The sequence below is a fragment of the Thermosynechococcus sp. FA-CM-4201 genome (genome assembly GCF_054689355.1).
The window spans coordinates 419,977-436,569 of sequence record NZ_CP079920.1 but is presented as its reverse complement, the minus strand read 5'-3'; the positions used below and the strand labels follow the sequence as shown (position 1 = coordinate 436,569).

The window sequence follows — 16,593 nt, the reverse complement described above, 5'->3', positions numbered from 1 at the left end:
GCAACAGTTTTGAGCCAAATCAATCATGGGGCAAGGATTCACTCTAGGGAAGGTTAAGCAATGGGGGCGATCGCCCTTCCTCGCTATCGTCCTAGCGGTGACATTTTTTCCCACCCCACCCGCCCCAGCTCAAACAATCGGCCAGCGGGGAATGGTGACAGCAGCTCAACCGGCAGCAGCAAAAGTAGGAAGAGACATCCTCAAGGCAGGGGGCAATGCCGTGGATGCCGCCGTGGCAACCGCATTCATGATCGCCGTCGTTGAACCCTATGCCGCTGGGATTGGTGGCGGTGGCTTTGCCCTGGTGTATCAGGCCCAATCCCAAACTATGCGTGCCCTTGATTTTCGGGAGCGGGCACCCCTGCAAGCGACACCAACGATGTATCTCAACGCAAAGGGAGAGGTGATTCCCCGCGCCAGTTTGGATGGGGTCTTGGCCGCAGGCACCCCCGGCACCGTTGCTGGCTTAGCCGCTTTGCACCAGCGCTATGGTCAACTGCCTTGGTCTCAGGTGGTGGCACCCGCCATTCAGGCTGCCCAACAGGGGTTTGCGGTTACCCCGCGTTATCAGCAGTGGGCAACGATGCGCCAAGCCGTTCTGCAGCAAGATGCCACCGCCGCGCGCATTTTCCTTAGGGATGGTCAAGTTCCCCCCGTGGGTACGGTGATTCAACAGCCGGAGTTGGCAAAAACCTTGGGGGCGATCGCCCGTGATCCGCGCAGCTTTTATGAGGGTTGGATTGCCACAGCGATCGCAGACTTTATGGCACAGCAAGGGGGCAAGATCACCCCAGAGGATTTACGAACCTATACCGCCGTTTGGCGAGAGCCAATTTGTGGTACCTACCGTGCGTTTCAGGTCTGTTCCATGCCACCCCCCTCTTCTGGTGGCGTTGCCCTTGTGCAAATGCTCAACCTCTGGCAACTGCTGCCCCCTGCTTCTACCCCCAGCGATCGCGGTCACTACCTAGCCAGCGTGATGCAAATTGCCTACGCCGATCGCGCCCGTTACCTCGGCGATAGTGACTTTGTGCCTGTGCCGGTCACTGCCCTCACCCATCCTCGCTATGGCCAACAGCGGGTTAGGGAAATTCTTCCCCGTCGTGCCCGTCCCCAAAGCGCGGTGAGTGCCGCCACCCCGATCCAACTTGCAGAGTCAGACAACACCAGTCACCTGAATGTGGTGGATGCCCAAGGGAATGCCGTTAGCCTCACCTTTACGATCAATGGTCCTTTTGGAGCGGGGGTGGTGGTGCCGCAAACGGGGATTCTCCTCAACAATGAAATGGATGATTTTGCCATTGCCCCCAATCAACCCAACCTCTTTGGTGTAGTTGGTATTCAATCGGACAACGCCCCCCTAGCCAATGGCATCGCACCCGGCAAGCGTCCCCTCTCGAGCATGAGTCCGACCATTGTCCTCAAGGATAATCGCCTCAATATGGTCTTAGGCTCCCCCGGCGGCAGTCGCATTATTACCACTGTGCTGCAACTGTTTTTGAACGTCGTTGATTTAGGGCAGGATGCTGCCACCGCCGTTGCCCGTCCCCGCATTCATCAGCAGTGGGCACCGGATACCCTCTTTGTCGAGCCAACGATTCCAAGTTCTTGGATGCAAACGTGGCAGCACTGGGGCTATCGGGTAGAACAAACCCGCCCTTGGGGGAATGCCAGCTTAATTCGCGTTTTGGATCAGGGACAATTGGAAGGGGCAGCGGATCCTCGCGGCGAAGGGGCTGCCATTGGTTGGTAGAGGAGAAATATGGCACAGGTGAGTATGGCCGCCTTAGTGGCCGCAGTGCGAACCGGCAATTGGTTGATTAGTTTTCCCACAGACACGGTGCCCGCCTTAGCCAGTCGGTGCGATCGCGGGGAATTGATCTACACCGCCAAGGAACGTCAACCGGATAAACCCTTGATCCTGATGGGCGCCAATCCTGAGCAACTCTGGCCCTTTGTGCGCGGTAGTGCTGCTGAATGGGAACAGTGGTCTGCAATGGCAGCGCGTTATTGGCCGGGGGCAGTGACCTTGGTGTTGCCCGCTGCTGAACTTCCCCCCGGTTTGAACCCCCTAGGTACAGGCACGATTGGCTTGCGGGTTCCCGATTGGCCGCCTGCCCAAGCCCTCCTCGAGCAAACAGGACCGTTGGCCACTACCAGTATTAACCGTTCGGGACAGCCGCCGCTCATTGAACTGGGGGCGATCGCCCGCGAGTTTCCCCAAGTGCTGACGCTCCACCCGTGGCAGTTACCCCCTACCCCCCCAGAACCCTCAACCGTGGTGCAATGGCAATCGGGGGAATGGCACGTCCTGCGCCAAGGGCGAGTGCAGATTAAAACACCCTAATACTGGGAATCAATTTCCCCAGAGGCGACCCGTTCAAGGAGTTCCTGTAAAATCTTTTCCTCTTCTTCGGAAATTTGGCCATCGGAAAGCACTGCGTCAATAATTTGGCCATGCTCTTCGAGGGTAAGAATTTTATCTTCTAGCGCTTTTTCCACTAAAGCTTTAATTTGGGCTGTATCCATACTGCGACTCCACGTCGTCACTGCCAGTATAGCCTCACCTTGGATCAGGCTGAAGTTTATCTCTATTGGCAAGGAAATTGGCTATCCAAAACTTTCTCCAAGGGGTAGGGGCAACTTTCAGGCAGATCCGAGTAGTCCAAGGGGGTTTCACGCACCACCAAATCTTTGCCAGATTCATAGGCCTCAGCGATCGCTTGGGGTAGGTAGGGTTGCAGGCTGGGGTTTTGATGGATCAGTTTCTGCACAGCTCGCCGTTGTTCGCGAATGGTTGCTCGCCAGCTTTTACTGCGTTTTTGCGGCTGATAGTCCCACTTCAGGAGATGTCCAATCAGAATCCCGAGGCGATTTTCTAGCTCCCGACGCTCCTGCCGTCCCAAGGCTTCGATTTCCTCTACTAAGTGGGCAATATCAAGGTGAGCAAAGTCGCCTGCCTTGAGCAACTTCGCCTGTTCTAGGGTCCAAGCATAAAAGTCCGTGTCATACAGAGGAGAGGTCATGGCCTTTGATCGTGAACTATTCCGTGGGATACAAATCTCGCGGGAAGTCTGGGTCGAGCAATTGTTCTAGGGTATAGGGACAGGTTGGGGGTAAATCTGGATAGTCTAGGGGGGTTTCCAAGCACACTAAGTCTCGTCCTGCCAAATAGGCTTTGGCGATCGCCTTCGTGAGATAAGACTGAAGGCTAGGATTTTCTTCCAATAAATCCTTAATCTCGCGTCGTTGCATCTGAATCGTGACTCGCCAACTTTTACTGCGTCTTTCGGGCTGATACTCCCACTTCAGCAAATGCCCAATCAAAACACCGAGGCGGTTTTTCAGTTCTTGCCGCTCCTGCCGTCCCAAGGCTTCGATTTCCTCTACTAAGTGGGCAATATCAAGGTGGCCAAAGTCTCCTGCCTTGAGCAACTTCGCCTGCTCTAGGGCCCAAGCATAAAAGTCGCTTTGATAAAGATTGGTTTGCATGATTTTTTATTGGCAGATCCCCTCAAGCTGCATTTTAGATAATGTATGCCGCAAAAAATTGCCCCAAGCTAGGACTGGCACTCACCAGTGTATGAAAGATACGACTCCCGGCTTCATGCCCCGGCTGAATTGGAAACATTCTCTGCCACGGTTCTGGCGGGTCTAACCATTGCCAGTGGGCACCAGCAGCATGGACAATCGGCCAAGCGGGGGCAACATCCCAAATGCGAGGTGTGCGCTCCACAGCACCGAGGGTATAACCCGCAGCAACGGTCAGCAAGTTGTAACTGGCGGATCCCAACATGCGAATTTTGCAGGGGAAGGAACGCTTGAGCACATCAGTACTGCGGGCACAAAGACTAAAAAACGTCTGCAAAGTTGGCTCACTAACCTTGACGCGAATGGGTTTTTCATTCAAATAGGCACCGTTGGCATGGTCAGGGGCTTGATAGAACCCATGAAACGTCTGCTGAAAGCCGGGAACGTGCACATAGCCAAATACGGGTGTGCCTTGGTAGAGCAGACTGAGGGCAATACACCAAATGGGCAGACCATGACTATAGTTAGTTGTGCCATCAATGGGATCAATGATCCAACACCACTGTTCACCACCGTAGGTATGGTTGCCCTCTTCACTCAGACAGCCGTGGTGGGGAAAGCGCTGTTGCAGCATCTCGGTGATTTTCTGATCGGCCCAAAGGTCGGCACGGGTAACAAGGCTGCCATCAGCTTTGCGATCGCTGGGGGACTGTCCTGCCCACTCCAGCAAACGGGGGGCAACCACCTGTTGAATCTGTTGACAGGTGTCCAGCACCTCAGACCAAAACCCTGAGTTCATTGGCTGTCTCCCACCGCGATACAATGAGCACGTTTGATCCTATACCCACTAAGCAATCTTCGTCCCGACTCCCCATGGCACAAACACTGGTCGTCAAAATTGGCACATCGAGCTTAACGGGGGGTAAAGAAGGAAATCTGGCCTTGGCCACCATTGCCCAACTAGTTGAGGTCTTGTGTCACTGTCAACGGCGGGGCGATCGCGTGGTGCTCGTCTCCTCTGGGGCGGTGGGTGTGGGTGCCGTGCGCTTGGGCTTAACAGAGCGTCCTCAACAATTAGCCCAAAAACAAGCAGTGGCAGCAGTGGGGCAGGGACACCTAATGCGCATGTACGATGATCTCTTTGCAGTGCTGCGCCAACCCATTGCCCAAATCCTCGTGACGCGGCAAAATTTTGTCGATCGCCAGAGCTACCTGAATATCTACAACACGTTCCAAGCGCTGTTTGAACTGGGCGTCATCCCCATTGTCAATGAAAACGATACAGTGGCGGTGGATGAACTCAAGTTTGGCGACAATGATACCCTCTCCGCCCTTGTGGCCAGCCTTGTCGAAGCCGATTGGTTATTTTTGCTCACGGATGTCGATCGCCTCTACTCAGCGGATCCGCGCATTGATAAAACAGCCGTTCCCATTGAGCGGGTGGTCTCCCTAGCCGAGTTAACCCAAACGATTCAAATTGGTGCTGCTGGCTCCCCTTGGGGTACCGGGGGCATGACCACCAAAATTCGCGCTGCCGAGATTGCCACCGAAGCTGGCGTCCGCACCGTGATTACCGATGGGCGATCGCCCACTAACCTCCTGAAAATCCTGGCGGGTGAACCCTTGGGCACCCACTTTGAACCTCGTCCCAAAACCATCAATGCCCGCAAACGCTGGATTGCCCGTGCCCTCATTCCCAAAGGCGAGTTGTGGCTCGATGAGGGTGCCGTTAAGGCCATTACGGTGGGGGGCAAGTCTCTTTTGGCCGCAGGCATCACCCGTGTTGAAGGAGAGTTTCAAGCCCAAGATGCCGTGAAGCTCTGTGACCCCGCGGGAACTGAAATTGCCCGTGGCCTTGTCAACTACAACAGCGAAGAAATCCGTCGTGTGCAGGGGCAACAATCTACGGAATTGGCCAACATCCTCGGCTATGCCGGTGCCGATACAATTGTCCACCGCGACAACCTAGTCGTAACACTGTAACGGTGTTCTATCCTCAAGCACAGGACGATAGCCAACCAGTGCGGTAAAATTACTCACTAACTGTGACGGTTTATGCAGCGATTGGGGGTAGGTTTTGCATCTGGCATAGCCACACCAAGGAAGGCGTATTAGGACAGTACCTGATTGGCGGAAAAAGTATGGTTCAGTTCCACATCCAACCAGATAGCGAAATTCCTGCTTCAACTCAGCTTTTTAATCAAATTAGTTTTGCGATCGCTGCACGGCAATTTCCGCCGGGGTATCGCTTGCCCAGTACGCGGCAGCTCGCCATGCAAACTGGATTGCACCGCAACACGATCAGCAAAGTTTACGAACGCCTTGAAGCTGCTGGTTTAGTCGTGCCCCAAGTGGGGTCGGGCATCTATGTGCGTGCCCTCGGCCAAGAGGAAACCCGTCCTCGCCAACGCCGACCCGCTGTTGTACCTGTGCACCGCATTGTTCAAGAAAGTGTCGATACCCTCCTCGAAATGGGCTATTCCCTGAGTCAGATTCGGGAGTTATTCCTTGCGGAGATTGATGCCCGCCAGAAAGCCGGGGTGAGGGTCTTGGTGACGGTGCCCCGCCACGATCAAGGGGCTGGCGAACTGATTGTTCAGGAACTGCAACAACTGCTGCCAATTCCCGTCGAGCTGATCTTTCTTGAAGACTTGGAAACCGTCCTTGATGGCGATACCTCTGCAACCGTCGTTACCGTGCGCTATTTTGCCAGCATGACGGAAGCGATCACCCGCGATAAGGACGTGCGCGTATTTTTCATCGACATCTACAACTACCAGCGGGAACTGGAAGTGGTACGGCAATTGCCCAAAGGCTCCTGCTTGGGGTTGGTCAGCCTTAGTTCCGGTACTCTTGGTGTCGCAGAGGTGATGATCCACAGCCTACGGGGGGATGAGCTACTCTTGGTGACCGCTCAAGCCAACGATAGCTATAAGCTCAATGCCTTGGTGCACCGTGCCCACACGATCATTAGCGATCGCGCCAGTGGGGAACGGGTCAAAGCAGCCATTGCGGCGGCTCGCCATGAGTTGATTCGTATCCCCCGTCTCATTTGCTGCGAAAGCTACATTGATCCGCAGTCAGTTGAACTGCTGAAACGGGAAATTGGCCTGACGGAAGATCTCCCCCTCGAAGCTAAAGCCTCTTGACTCAGGGATTGAGGTCATTCAGGCTATGGGACAATTGCACCGTGATGGCCTGATTTTTTGCTTGATTGTGCATTGCATCCAGTTGTAGGTTCGTAAGATACCCTAGGCCAGCGGCTAGACCACAGTACAGGATGCCGACGGCACTGAGTTTTGGCCAATGCAAGCTCATAAAACGCCACATGAGTTGACTCCTCATTGACAGAACCACACCACTAAATCAAGACCCCTGCTGCTAGCCCAGACCACAGCCCTCTTCACAGGGATGGAACACAGTTAAAACGGTGAAAGTCTTTATGGGAGAGAGGTACTTCCCTTTGTGTCCCCCATGTTTTAGCACAGGGGTGTACCTAGGAAATCTCTGGAGAATTTCCTAAGCGAGGGAAAGCGGTTGGCGAGTAGGGGTCACACCTAAAAAGTTATTTCCAATTTTACTGATTGAGCTAAGAATCGTACTAAGGGTGTTACAGTTATTCAATTTATGAAATATGCGGCAAAGTCCTGAATTTGTAAGGACTTGAGAAAGACTAAAGAAGTCTTCTAAAATCATCTAGAAAACGTTAATTATTTTTTTATTTTGGCTCAGCCAGCAAGCGTGGATACTCTGCCTTCGGTGCGCATTGTCCTCGTTGAACCCCAAGGGGAGATCAATGTCGGCAGCATTGCCCGTGTGATGAAAAATATGGGGTTAGAGCAGTTGTGGATTGTCAGTCCCCGCTGTGATCCCAAGGGAGAGCTAGCCCGGCGTTGGGCGGTTCATGCAGAGGATGTGCTCCAGCAAGCTAGAATGACGGATTCCCTTGCAACGGCACTGGCGGATTGTCAGCGGGTCTTTGCCACGGTGGGGCGAGATGTGGCGGATTTGGCGTTACCTCTGTGGACACCGCGGCAGGCGGCACCGCAACTGTTGGCTGTCCCGCAGTCAGCACTGGTCTTTGGTCGCGAGGATCGGGGACTCACGAATGCCGAATTGGAGTGTGCCCATGGTTTGGTGCAGATTCCTACGGCCAATGCCTATCCATCTTTGAATCTGGCGCAAGCTGTTGCCGTATGCTGCTATGAGTTGTGGTTGACGGCCTGCGACAGTGGGGGAACTTTTCCCCAAGGGTCTGCCGTCCCCTTTGAGCGGTTGCAGGGGTTTTATGACCATTTAGAGCAGGTGCTGCTCCAGATTGGTTTTTTGTATCCCCATACCGCTGCTAGTCGTATGGCCAAGGTGCGATCGCTCCTCGGGCGCGCCTACCCCACGGATGCCGAAGTGGCGCTGTTGCGGGGCATGGTTCGTCAGGTGGAGTGGGCGATTCAGCACGCAGCCACAATCTCTTCGGACACCTTCCCTCTAAAGTAAATGGCATGGTTGCTCAGTCTCGTTCAATGGTTCAGTCCTCTGGTCTTTCCTCACTGCCTCGTCCAGTCACACCCCCGGCGCCGTCCCGTCCCAATTTGTTCTTAATCACTTTTCGCTTTGGCGTGAGTGTAGTGGCTCTGGCTGCGATGGTGGGAACGCTGCTGTCGGTGTTGCAGCCTAAGGAACTGTCCCTAGAAACCACTGCCAGTCAGGCGATCGCCCCTGAAACACCAACCCCCAACTTGCCTCCAGAACGTCCCCTCCCCACCCTGCAACAGCAAATTCAACAACTGGTGACCCGTCAACCCAATCTGACGGCGGGGCTGTACTTTTTTAACTTGGACTCTGGGGCATCTCTGAATATCGGTGGCGATGAGGTCTTTCCAGCGGCCTCTACGATTAAATTTCCGATCCTTGTTGCCTTTTTCAAGGCGGTGGATGAGGGACGAGTCACGCTCCATGAACGCCTGACGATGCGCCCCGATCTGATTGCTTCTGAGGCAGGCACATTGCAATACCAAAAGCCCAATTCCCAGTATCCTGCCCTTGAGGTGGCCGATTTAATGATTACGATTAGCGACAACACGGCAACAAATATGATTATTGATCGCCTCGGGGGCGCCGCTGTGCTGAACCAACAGTTTCAGGAATGGGGCTTAGAAAATACGGTGATCAACAATCTGCTACCGGATATGAAGGGTACCAACACCACTAGCCCCCGCGATTTGGCAACGCTGATGCTGAAAATTGGTCAGGGGGAAATTGTCTCCCCCCGTAGTCGCGATCGCCTGCTGGACATTATGCGGCGCACGGTCACCAATACGCTCTTGCCCGCTGGTCTTGGCAAAGGGGCGACGATTGCCCACAAAACGGGAGATATTGGTATTGTGGTGGGGGATGCGGGCATGGTGGATATGCCCAATGGCCAACGCTATGTGGCAGCAATGATGGTGAAACGCCCCTACAATGATCCCCGAGGCAGTGAACTCATTCGCCAAGTCTCGCGCATGGCCTACCAAGCCTTCGAGAAACTTCCTCCTTCTCAGCCCTAGATGTCGCAGCCACTCCTGACCTTAGAGAATGTGTGCCGCTACTTTGGCGGTCTGAAGGCGGTTGATCGCGTGTCCTTTAGCGTGGCAACGGGGGAGATTTTTGGCATTATTGGCCCCAATGGCGCTGGTAAAACCACCCTTTTTAACCTGCTGACGGGGTTAATTCCTCTCACCTCAGGGGAAATTCACTTTCAGCAGCAGCCCCTGCACCCGCTTAAGCCCCACCAGATTGCGGGGTTGGGTATTGCCCGCACGTTTCAAAATATTCGCCTCTTTGCAGAGATGAGTGTTTGGGAGAATGTGCGCATGGGACAGCATCTCCATGCCCCTGCCAGTTTCTGGGCTAATCTCTGGGGGGCAGGGTCTGTACGTTATGCTCAGGAGCGCTTGGAGAACCGCGCCAAGGAACTCCTCTACTGGGTGAATCTCTACGAGCGGCGCCACGAGCGGGCAGGTAACTTACCCTATGGTGAACAACGCCGCCTTGAACTGGCGCGTGCTTTGGCACTGCAACCCCGCCTGCTCTTGCTGGATGAACCGGCTGCGGGCATGAATCCCAAGGAAAAGCAAGACCTCTGTGAGTTGATTCGTCGCCTCAAGGAGACCTTTGACCTGACGGTGATTCTCATTGAGCACCATGTGCCCTTGGTGATGAGTTTGTGCGATCGCCTAGCGGTATTGGACTTTGGTCAACTCATTGCTCTGGGTGATCCCCTAACGGTTAAAAATGATCCCAAGGTGATTGAGGCCTATCTTGGCGGTAATGTTTAGACCCACCGATCGCTACTTCCAAGGACGCACGGCAATTCTTGCCACCAAGCATGGCAAAGAGCAGGCGATCGCCCCGGCGCTGGCTCGCTTAGGGGTCACGGTGGTGGTGGCCTCGGATTTTGATAGCGATCGCTTTGGCACGTTTAGCCGTGAAATTCCCCGCTGTGGCACCCAAGAAGAGGCGGCTCTCGCCAAGGCAGAAGCAGTGCTAGCGCAAACCGATGCAGACTTAGTGATTGCCAGTGAGGGCAGCTTTGGCCCCCATCCGCAATTTCCGATGCTTCCAAGCGATCGCGAACTTGTCCTGCTTGTGGATCGCCGCCATGACCTTGTCTTGCGGGGAGAGGTGCTCTCCCTAGAAACGAACTTTAACCATGCCACCGTGAGTAATCTTGCAGAGGCCTTGGCCTTTGCCGAGCGGGTGGGCTTTCCGGAACATGGTTTGATTGCGATGGCGCAGGCTGATCCTCTCCCCAATACACCAATTTTCAAAGGGATTCAAAGTGAGGAACAGTTGCAAAGGGCGATCGCCACCCTGCAAACCGATTGCCCCACCATTCACCTTGAAACCGATATGCGTGCTCACATGAACCCGACGCGCATGCAGGTGATTGCTCAAGCGGCTGCTGACCTCGTTCAAGCGATGGCTCAGGGCTGTCCCCAGTGTGGTTGGCCGGGGTTTGTGGCTCGTGAGAAACTACCGGGGCTACCCTGTGAACTGTGTGGCGCACCTACCAGCGCCATCAAAGCCAGCCGTTACCGCTGTCAACGCTGTTTGCACCAAGTGACAGTGCCGGTTCCGGAAACCGTTGCCGATCCTAGTCAATGCTACTTCTGCAACCCCTAGGCAACGCCAAAGACTTGGTATAATCCCTTGTACAGCCCTCGGCACCGATTGAGCCATCCTATCGTCTGCATTCCTAGCGCATGTTTTGAGGAGTGACCCATGACACCTCGCTATCTGACCAGTCTTGCCCTTGCTGCACTCACTCTCAATCTCGGGAGTATGGCGCTTGCCCAGACTGCAAACACGAATAACCCAATGGAAGGCTGGCAACAAAACGGCAATGCCAATGATTTGGGCACCATTCTCAATCCCCAGAATGGCAACTTTTCCGTGCCCGGACTGATGAATCGGCTGCGTTTGATGGATGGTCGCGATCCCAACGAAGTGGTGGCGGATCAAATGGAAAATCTCAATGCTGAAGCAGAGGCCTTTCGCAAACGGCAGCAGCAAGAATTTCAAAATCTAACGGTTACGCCCTAGGACGGGGATGGTATGTCCCCAAGGGTATTGATTTTGGGCTTAGGTCATTGGGGACAAACACTGGCATACCTATTTGAGCAACAGGGCTGCACGGTCTCCTGCTGGGGGCGATCGCAGGGGGCACTCTCGGCGGCTCTTTTCCAAGACATTCATTTACTGGTTTCGGCTCTCCCCATCAAAGCCGTACGGGACGTGGCTGCCCAAGTCGCTGCTCTTCACCCCCCCTTAGGAATGATCCTTGTCAGTGCCACAAAGGGTCTAGAATCGGAAACCTTTGCCACAGCGGCGGATATTTGGCAAACTTACTGCCCGCATCATGATCTTGTGGTGCTTTCAGGCCCCAACCTAGCCAGTGAAATTCAGCAGGGACTACCGGCAGCGGCAGTGGTGGGGGGCAACCTAGCAGCAACTAAGCAAGTACAGGACTGTTTGGGCAGTACCACCTTTCGCCTCTATAGCAATGAAGACCGGCGGGGTGTGGAAATGGGGGGCATCTTCAAAAATGTGATTGCGATCGCCTGTGGCGTCAATGATGGTCTGGGTCTTGGCGTCAATGCCCGCTCTGCCCTGATTACCCGAGGACTGGTGGAAATGGTGCGGGTGGGTACCCACTGGGGCGGACAAGTGGAAACCTTCTACGGCCTTTCGGGGTTAGGGGATCTCCTCGCCACCTGTACTAGTGCTCTGAGTCGCAACTATCAAGTGGGGTGGCATCTTGCCCACGGTAAGTCCCTCTCCCAAGCCCTAGCCCTGACCAAGGGGACGGCTGAAGGGGTGAACACCGCTCGCGTGCTCTGCACCTATGCCCAGCAGCACCAGTTAGATATTCCGATTACCGCCATGGTCAATGCCGTTCTTGGTGGCCATCTCACTCCCCAAGCTGCCCTCAATTGTCTTTTGGAACGTCCCTTCAAGCCCGAGATTATTCCTAGTCAGTAGCTTCAGTCCTTGGCTGTGAACTTGCACGGGGTGCCGGCAGCGCTGCAGGAGCCGTTTCACTCACAGGAATCGCCACAGGGGGACGGTCAAGACTGAGCATCAAACCGACTGCTGTTGGCTCAATCGGTAGGGGAGAGACCTCTGGCTTAATGTCGGCAGGACTGGTGATAGCCACAGGCAGACTGGGGAAGGGATTGGGAATGAGACCCGTCAGCATTGCCACGAAGGATGCCGCTAGGGTTGCCCCCGCACTCCCTAAAACCCAAATGCGACGGGGGCGATTGGCCTTAGCAATCACTTGAGCCGCCAAACGATCCGCTGGACAGGGGGTCAAGGGTACGGGCAGCTCTTGCATCTGCTGCTTGAGGGTCAGGAGTCGCTGATAGAGGCGTTGGCCTTCGGGGTCAGTGGCCAGCCATGCTTCCACCTGTTGCCGTTCCGCAGCCGTCACTTCACCATCAAGGTAGGCGCTCAGAAGTTCAAAGGTATCGCGTTTGCAGTGATCAAGTTCGTCCATCATAGGGGTCTGTCCTTGCAGCAAAAGGGTAGGGGTGATTCGCATCAGGTTGAAGGGAGATCGAGGTGGGGTTGGAGTTCTAGTTGGAGTCGCTGGCGGGCACGGGCGATTCGCGATTTCACGGTTCCGAGGGAAACCCCGGTGATTTGGGCAATTTCTTCGTAGGAGAGGCCTTCAATTTCCCGCAGGACAATCGTTGTCCGAAAGGTTTCCGGTAGGTTGGCGATCGCCCGCCGTAATTGATCATAGAATTCATCCGTGCGCAACCGGTCATCGGGACTGGCATCACTAGCGGCAAGTTCCCAACTCATTTCTCCCTCTTGGGTTTTCAGGGGCGCATCCAGCGACAGGGGCGGTTGATGGCGTTTGCGTTTGCGCAACTCATCGTAAAACAAGTTGGTGGCAATGCGGCTGAGCCAACCCCGAAATTTGCTGGCATCTTGCAGTTTGTGAATGTTGCGATAAACCCGAATCCAGACTTCTTGCACAAGGTCGGCGCGATCGTCCCAGTCGGGCGCGAGGTGATAGATAATTCGCTCCACATGGGATTGGTATCGCCGCAACAATTCAGTAAAGGCAGCGCGATCTGGGGTTCTGCCGGCTTGACAGCGGACAACCAACTCTTGGGGTGTAAGTTTTGTCAGCGGCAGCGTCACCCGAGCACTGGTCTCCTCAACACGCGTCCAAGCAAGGGGAAGACTGGATGTCATGGATACAATCGACCTCAGACCAATCGCTTTTCATGACGCCCTTGCCCCCATGATGTTCCCTGATCCGTTATAGCTTGCCAAGGACATTGCCATGCATCCTCTTTGGGCTGCGAGTCTGTTAATGTTCCCTTAACGTTAGTGAATTTAGATTAAACTTTTTATTGTAGCGGCGATCGTTCTTTGGACGCGCTACGCAACCACTCAACGCGCGGCTCAATGTAACCCCTTATCACCGCCCCTCACCACCATGCTCTGGATCCGCATTGCCAGTGGACTTGTCGCGATCGCTCTCGCGCTGCTGATGACCTTTCTAGGCGGTTGGTATTTTTGTCTGGGCATTGGGGCACTAATTTATCTGGGTCAACTGGAATACTTTGAGCTAGCCCGTGCCAAAGGGAGTGCACCCGCCGCTAAAACCACCCTCGTGGTCAGTCAAGTACTCCTGATCACCTCTCTGCTGCGTCCCGATCTTGCGGATGCTGTCTTTCCCGTCGCAGGTACCTTTATTTGCTTCTACTTGCTATTTCAACCCAAGCTGGCCTCGATCGCCGATATTTCGACCTCAATCATGGGATTGTTTTACGGCGGTTATTTGCCCAGCTATTGGGTGCGCCTGCGGGGATTAGAGCAACAGACAACATTACCTTTGGGGGGATTTTGGCCGGAGCAGTTTCAACTCACCGCTTTGCCCTTGGGGTTACAGGTGACCCTGTTGGCCTTTGTCTGTATTTGGGCAGCAGATATTGGTGCCTATGCTGTTGGTAAGCTCTTTGGCCGGACGCGGCTTTCCCACATCAGTCCCAAGAAAACCGTAGAAGGGGCAGTGTTTGGCGTTTTAGGGAGTTTAGGTGTCGCCCTTTGGGGAGCACATTCCCTTGGCTGGCCACTCCCTTGGCTTTTGGGTGCAATGTTTGGCCTCATGATTGGCATTGCCAGTCTATTGGGAGATTTAACAGAGTCAATGATGAAACGGGATGCCGGGGTCAAAGATTCTGGCCAGTTGATTCCCGGTCATGGCGGCATTTTGGATCGCGCCGATAGCTATGTTTTTACGGCACCCCTTGTGTTTTACTTTGTGACGTTGCTATTGCCCCTGTGTCAATGAAAAAAAACAGCGTCCCTTCCCGTGTGATTATGTGTTTGCTCCCGAGGTGAATTCCATTGAGCGGTTGTGGCAGCATCTGCGAGCAGCATTGGCATGGCAGTCGTTCGACACACTGGAAGTCCTGCGTCAAAAGCTGCAAGCTGTATTGTCACAAATGACGGCGGCAGTGATTCCTTCTTTGACGGGCTGGTCGTTCATTACACAGCCTCTATTAACCCTATCTTCAAATTGAATTGGTATTAGAAGCTTTGCACGCTAAAGTGAGAACAAATAAAAAAGAGGGTTTTGCTGCTCGCCGAGTTACAATTACTCGCCCTGATGGTAAAGAAATTCACCACATGGTCTGGATAGATCAAGGAATGGAAACAAAAGTCCAGCCGATTGTTGACCAGATCCTTGGGCAGTGTCCAGAACTTCAGATGCGACAGGCGTTGATTACGCAGCTTATTGAGGCTGTTTTTAGTAACCTAGAAAATGGGCGTGATTTTGCAAATTGTAACGCTGAGAGATTGTTCAACATAAGAGTAACTTTCTATGGATACTCCATACAGTCTGCCTAGTTCTGAAAGCTTAGATATCGCCACTTTTTCTAGACTGCTTGATGACACTACAAATTCCTATAAATTTCTCTTTTTTATATCACTATTAGACATTTTAAGTAGTCGCTTATTTGAGGTGACTTCACCAATTAGTCTAAAAGATTTGGCTATTGAGATGTTAGTTAATGCTTGGTATCCTCATTCAGTATTTAGACTATCCTTCGGATTGCGAGATATGGTTACTGAAAAACTAAATTCTTTAAATTTAACTTTTGATAATTTGCCATTAAAAATTAAGAATATAGAAAGTGATAAAACCGTTATTCGTGAAGCGATAAAAAGTAAAAATATTGATGAAAGGCTTACTAGATATGTACCTTTTCGATTGATACGACCCTTTTTTAGAGAATTAAGTGGATTGAAAGATCAGCAAGTTAACAGAGAAGTAAAAAAACTAGCAGAGAGATTATTTGAGGAGCGTAAACCCTTGTATAAATTTAGTCAGAATAATACAGCAATCTTAATTCATCCTGAATGGGCTGCTTATATTCAAACTAACTATCAAATTGTTAGAGGCTGGGTCTCATGGTGTTGGCTACAGTATATGCAAAAAAGAAACCCTAACACTGCTGCAATTGTTAATAAGTTGTTTCCACCCAGAGAGCGAGAATCTTTACAATGGCAAACTTCTTACTGGAGAACAGTTATTGAAAATTGTGAAGATTTAAGATGTATATACTCAAACCAAATACTAGAACTTAATGACATTTCACTTGATCACTATTTGCCTTGGTCTTTTGTGGCTCATAATCATCTTTGGAATTTGATTCCAGTTCCTAAAAGCGTTAATTCTTCTAAATCAGATAATATTCCCGATGATATTTATTTTGAGAGATTTATTAAAATACAGCATACAGGGCTTGTTATTTTCTATAATCATAGCTCTCCAAAGAAATGGAATAACTATATTGAATCATATTTGGTTGATTTAGGCTTTTCTAGTAAAGAAGAGTTGTTAAACTTTGAAAGCCTCAAAAGACAATACAAAATAAAATTTATGCCTTTGATTGCTCTAGCAGTTAGCCAAGGATTTAATTCTAATTGGAGATATATTTGAAATTGCCCTGATCACCAAAATTCAAGTTCCTCGAAATTTCGTAGCAGACTTTGGTTTACCCAATGAGATCTTAACGGATGAACGCACGGTTCACCTGCATCACTCGGCTTGCGATCGCCCTGCACTACTGCTTGCCAATACCAGTAAAGTGCCTGAACAGGATAGGCTGCTTCCTAACTTAGTAGTGAACGGAGACTTAAAACATCGCTTAGCAGGTAATCTACATGTCTCTGTTCTAGGGATTCCAAACAGTGCCATTATCGCTAGAGTCAGACATCAGTTAGCTATTTCCACAGGTTCTGCTTGTTCTAGTGGCGTCGAAACTCCTTCACATGTCCTGAGAGCAATGCAATTGCCGCTAGAAAGAATTGAGGGAGCGTTACGCATCGGTCTAGGCAAATTCACGACGGATGATGAAGTGACTCAAGCAGCACAAGTTTTAATTTCGGCTGTTCAAACTATTCAAAGATTACTTAGCAAGTAACCAACCTAGAAAATCTAGAAGTTTTGAAAGATAGTTTAGGAGGTTAGAAAAAAGGCAGCAGTACTGT

The 16,593-nt window shown here is 52.3% G+C and carries 21 protein-coding genes and 1 pseudogene; 15 read left to right on the top strand and 7 right to left on the bottom strand.

What is annotated here, in order from left to right; all coding sequences use genetic code 11:
• Positions 1–25 precede the first annotated feature (25 nt).
• Together ggt and KV190_RS02085 are read left to right on the top strand one after the other, a co-directional pair.
• Positions 26–1,753 (top strand): gamma-glutamyltransferase, encoded by a 1,728-nt coding sequence (gene ggt / locus KV190_RS02090; protein ID WP_460194395.1) that lies wholly within the window; start codon positions 26–28, stop codon positions 1,751–1,753.
• Positions 1,754–1,762: 9 nt separating this feature from the next.
• Positions 1,763–2,347 (top strand): L-threonylcarbamoyladenylate synthase, encoded by a 585-nt coding sequence (locus tag KV190_RS02085; RefSeq protein WP_460194394.1) that lies wholly within the window; start codon positions 1,763–1,765, stop codon positions 2,345–2,347.
• Here the strand turns inward: KV190_RS02085 and KV190_RS02080 are convergent.
• From KV190_RS02080 to KV190_RS02065, 4 genes are all read right to left on the bottom strand, one after another.
• On the bottom strand, positions 2,344–2,529 hold the full coding sequence (locus tag KV190_RS02080) for a hypothetical protein (protein WP_011057956.1): 186 nt from the start codon (positions 2,527–2,529) through the stop codon (positions 2,344–2,346). The genes KV190_RS02085 and KV190_RS02080 overlap by 4 nt on opposite strands.
• Positions 2,530–2,591: 62 nt before the next feature.
• Positions 2,592–3,026 carry a DUF29 domain-containing protein gene (locus KV190_RS02075; protein WP_460194393.1) on the bottom strand — a complete coding sequence of 145 codons (435 nt, stop codon included), beginning with the start codon at positions 3,024–3,026 and terminating at the stop codon, positions 2,592–2,594.
• A gap of 16 nt (positions 3,027–3,042) precedes the next feature.
• Positions 3,043–3,492, bottom strand: coding sequence for a DUF29 domain-containing protein (locus tag KV190_RS02070; RefSeq protein WP_460194392.1), 450 nt, complete (start codon positions 3,490–3,492; stop codon positions 3,043–3,045).
• A 34-nt stretch (positions 3,493–3,526) separates the two neighbouring features.
• Positions 3,527–4,330 (bottom strand): inositol monophosphatase family protein, encoded by an 804-nt coding sequence (locus KV190_RS02065; protein ID WP_460194391.1) that lies wholly within the window; start codon positions 4,328–4,330, stop codon positions 3,527–3,529.
• A gap of 74 nt (positions 4,331–4,404) precedes the next feature.
• On the opposite strand from KV190_RS02065, the gene proB reads away from it, so the two are divergent.
• On the top strand, positions 4,405–5,514 hold the full coding sequence (gene proB, locus KV190_RS02060) for a glutamate 5-kinase (RefSeq protein ID WP_460194390.1): 1,110 nt from the start codon (positions 4,405–4,407) through the stop codon (positions 5,512–5,514).
• Positions 5,515–5,672: 158 nt separating this feature from the next.
• Entirely contained in the window at positions 5,673–6,680 is a 1,008-nt protein-coding gene (locus KV190_RS02055; RefSeq protein WP_190278210.1) for a GntR family transcriptional regulator, read from the top strand.
• 1 nt (position 6,681) lies between these two features.
• Here the strand turns inward: KV190_RS02055 and KV190_RS02050 are convergent, their stop codons facing one another.
• Positions 6,682–6,861, bottom strand: coding sequence for a hypothetical protein (locus KV190_RS02050; protein ID WP_206199720.1), 180 nt, complete (start codon positions 6,859–6,861; stop codon positions 6,682–6,684).
• A gap of 411 nt (positions 6,862–7,272) precedes the next feature.
• On the opposite strand from KV190_RS02050, the gene KV190_RS02045 reads away from it, so the two are divergent.
• The 6 genes from KV190_RS02045 (at position 7,273) to KV190_RS02020 (ending at position 12,054) form a co-directional block, all read left to right on the top strand.
• Positions 7,273–8,025 (top strand): RNA methyltransferase, encoded by a 753-nt coding sequence (locus tag KV190_RS02045; protein WP_460194389.1) that lies wholly within the window; start codon positions 7,273–7,275, stop codon positions 8,023–8,025.
• A 26-nt stretch (positions 8,026–8,051) separates the two neighbouring features.
• The gene (locus tag KV190_RS02040; RefSeq protein ID WP_460194388.1) at positions 8,052–9,077 is read left to right on the top strand and encodes a serine hydrolase; all 1,026 of its coding nucleotides are present in this window, start codon (positions 8,052–8,054) and stop codon (positions 9,075–9,077) included.
• Positions 9,078–9,848 carry an ABC transporter ATP-binding protein gene (locus KV190_RS02035; RefSeq protein ID WP_460194387.1) on the top strand — a complete coding sequence of 257 codons (771 nt, stop codon included), beginning with the start codon at positions 9,078–9,080 and terminating at the stop codon, positions 9,846–9,848. It begins immediately after the preceding gene.
• Positions 9,841–10,695, top strand: coding sequence for a DUF6671 family protein (locus KV190_RS02030; protein WP_460194386.1), 855 nt, complete (start codon positions 9,841–9,843; stop codon positions 10,693–10,695). The genes KV190_RS02035 and KV190_RS02030 overlap by 8 nt, the downstream gene beginning before the upstream one ends.
• A 99-nt stretch (positions 10,696–10,794) precedes the next feature.
• A complete protein-coding gene (locus KV190_RS02025; RefSeq protein WP_460194385.1) occupies positions 10,795–11,115 on the top strand; it encodes a hypothetical protein in 321 nt (106 codons plus the stop codon).
• Between the two features lie 12 nt (positions 11,116–11,127).
• On the top strand, positions 11,128–12,054 hold the full coding sequence (locus KV190_RS02020) for an NAD(P)H-dependent glycerol-3-phosphate dehydrogenase (protein WP_460194384.1): 927 nt from the start codon (positions 11,128–11,130) through the stop codon (positions 12,052–12,054).
• Here KV190_RS02020 and KV190_RS02015 read toward each other — a convergent pair.
• Both KV190_RS02015 and KV190_RS02010 read right to left on the bottom strand, forming a co-directional pair.
• Positions 12,044–12,574, bottom strand: a complete 531-nt coding sequence (locus KV190_RS02015) for an anti-sigma factor family protein (protein WP_460194383.1) — start codon at positions 12,572–12,574, stop codon at positions 12,044–12,046. The genes KV190_RS02020 and KV190_RS02015 overlap by 11 nt on opposite strands.
• Positions 12,575–12,615: 41 nt before the next feature.
• Entirely contained in the window at positions 12,616–13,281 is a 666-nt protein-coding gene (locus KV190_RS02010) for a sigma-70 family RNA polymerase sigma factor (protein ID WP_149818375.1), read from the bottom strand.
• A 247-nt stretch (positions 13,282–13,528) separates the two neighbouring features.
• Between KV190_RS02010 and KV190_RS02005 the strand changes: the two genes are divergently transcribed.
• From KV190_RS02005 to KV190_RS01985, 5 genes and pseudogenes are all read left to right on the top strand, one after another.
• The gene (locus KV190_RS02005) at positions 13,529–14,386 is read left to right on the top strand and encodes a phosphatidate cytidylyltransferase (RefSeq protein WP_460194382.1); all 858 of its coding nucleotides are present in this window, start codon (positions 13,529–13,531) and stop codon (positions 14,384–14,386) included.
• A 31-nt stretch (positions 14,387–14,417) separates the two neighbouring features.
• Complete coding sequence (locus KV190_RS02000) at positions 14,418–14,618, top strand: hypothetical protein (RefSeq protein ID WP_460194381.1); 201 nt, start codon at positions 14,418–14,420, stop codon at positions 14,616–14,618.
• A 28-nt stretch (positions 14,619–14,646) separates the two neighbouring features.
• Complete coding sequence (locus KV190_RS01995) at positions 14,647–14,946, top strand: hypothetical protein (protein WP_460194380.1); 300 nt, start codon at positions 14,647–14,649, stop codon at positions 14,944–14,946.
• A complete protein-coding gene (locus KV190_RS01990) occupies positions 14,921–16,042 on the top strand; it encodes an HNH endonuclease domain-containing protein (protein ID WP_460194379.1) in 1,122 nt (373 codons plus the stop codon). The genes KV190_RS01995 and KV190_RS01990 overlap by 26 nt, the downstream gene beginning before the upstream one ends.
• Positions 16,043–16,211: 169 nt before the next feature.
• Positions 16,212–16,526: pseudogene (locus KV190_RS01985) on the top strand (aminotransferase); the annotation flags it as partial.
• Positions 16,527–16,593: the final 67 nt, after the last annotated feature.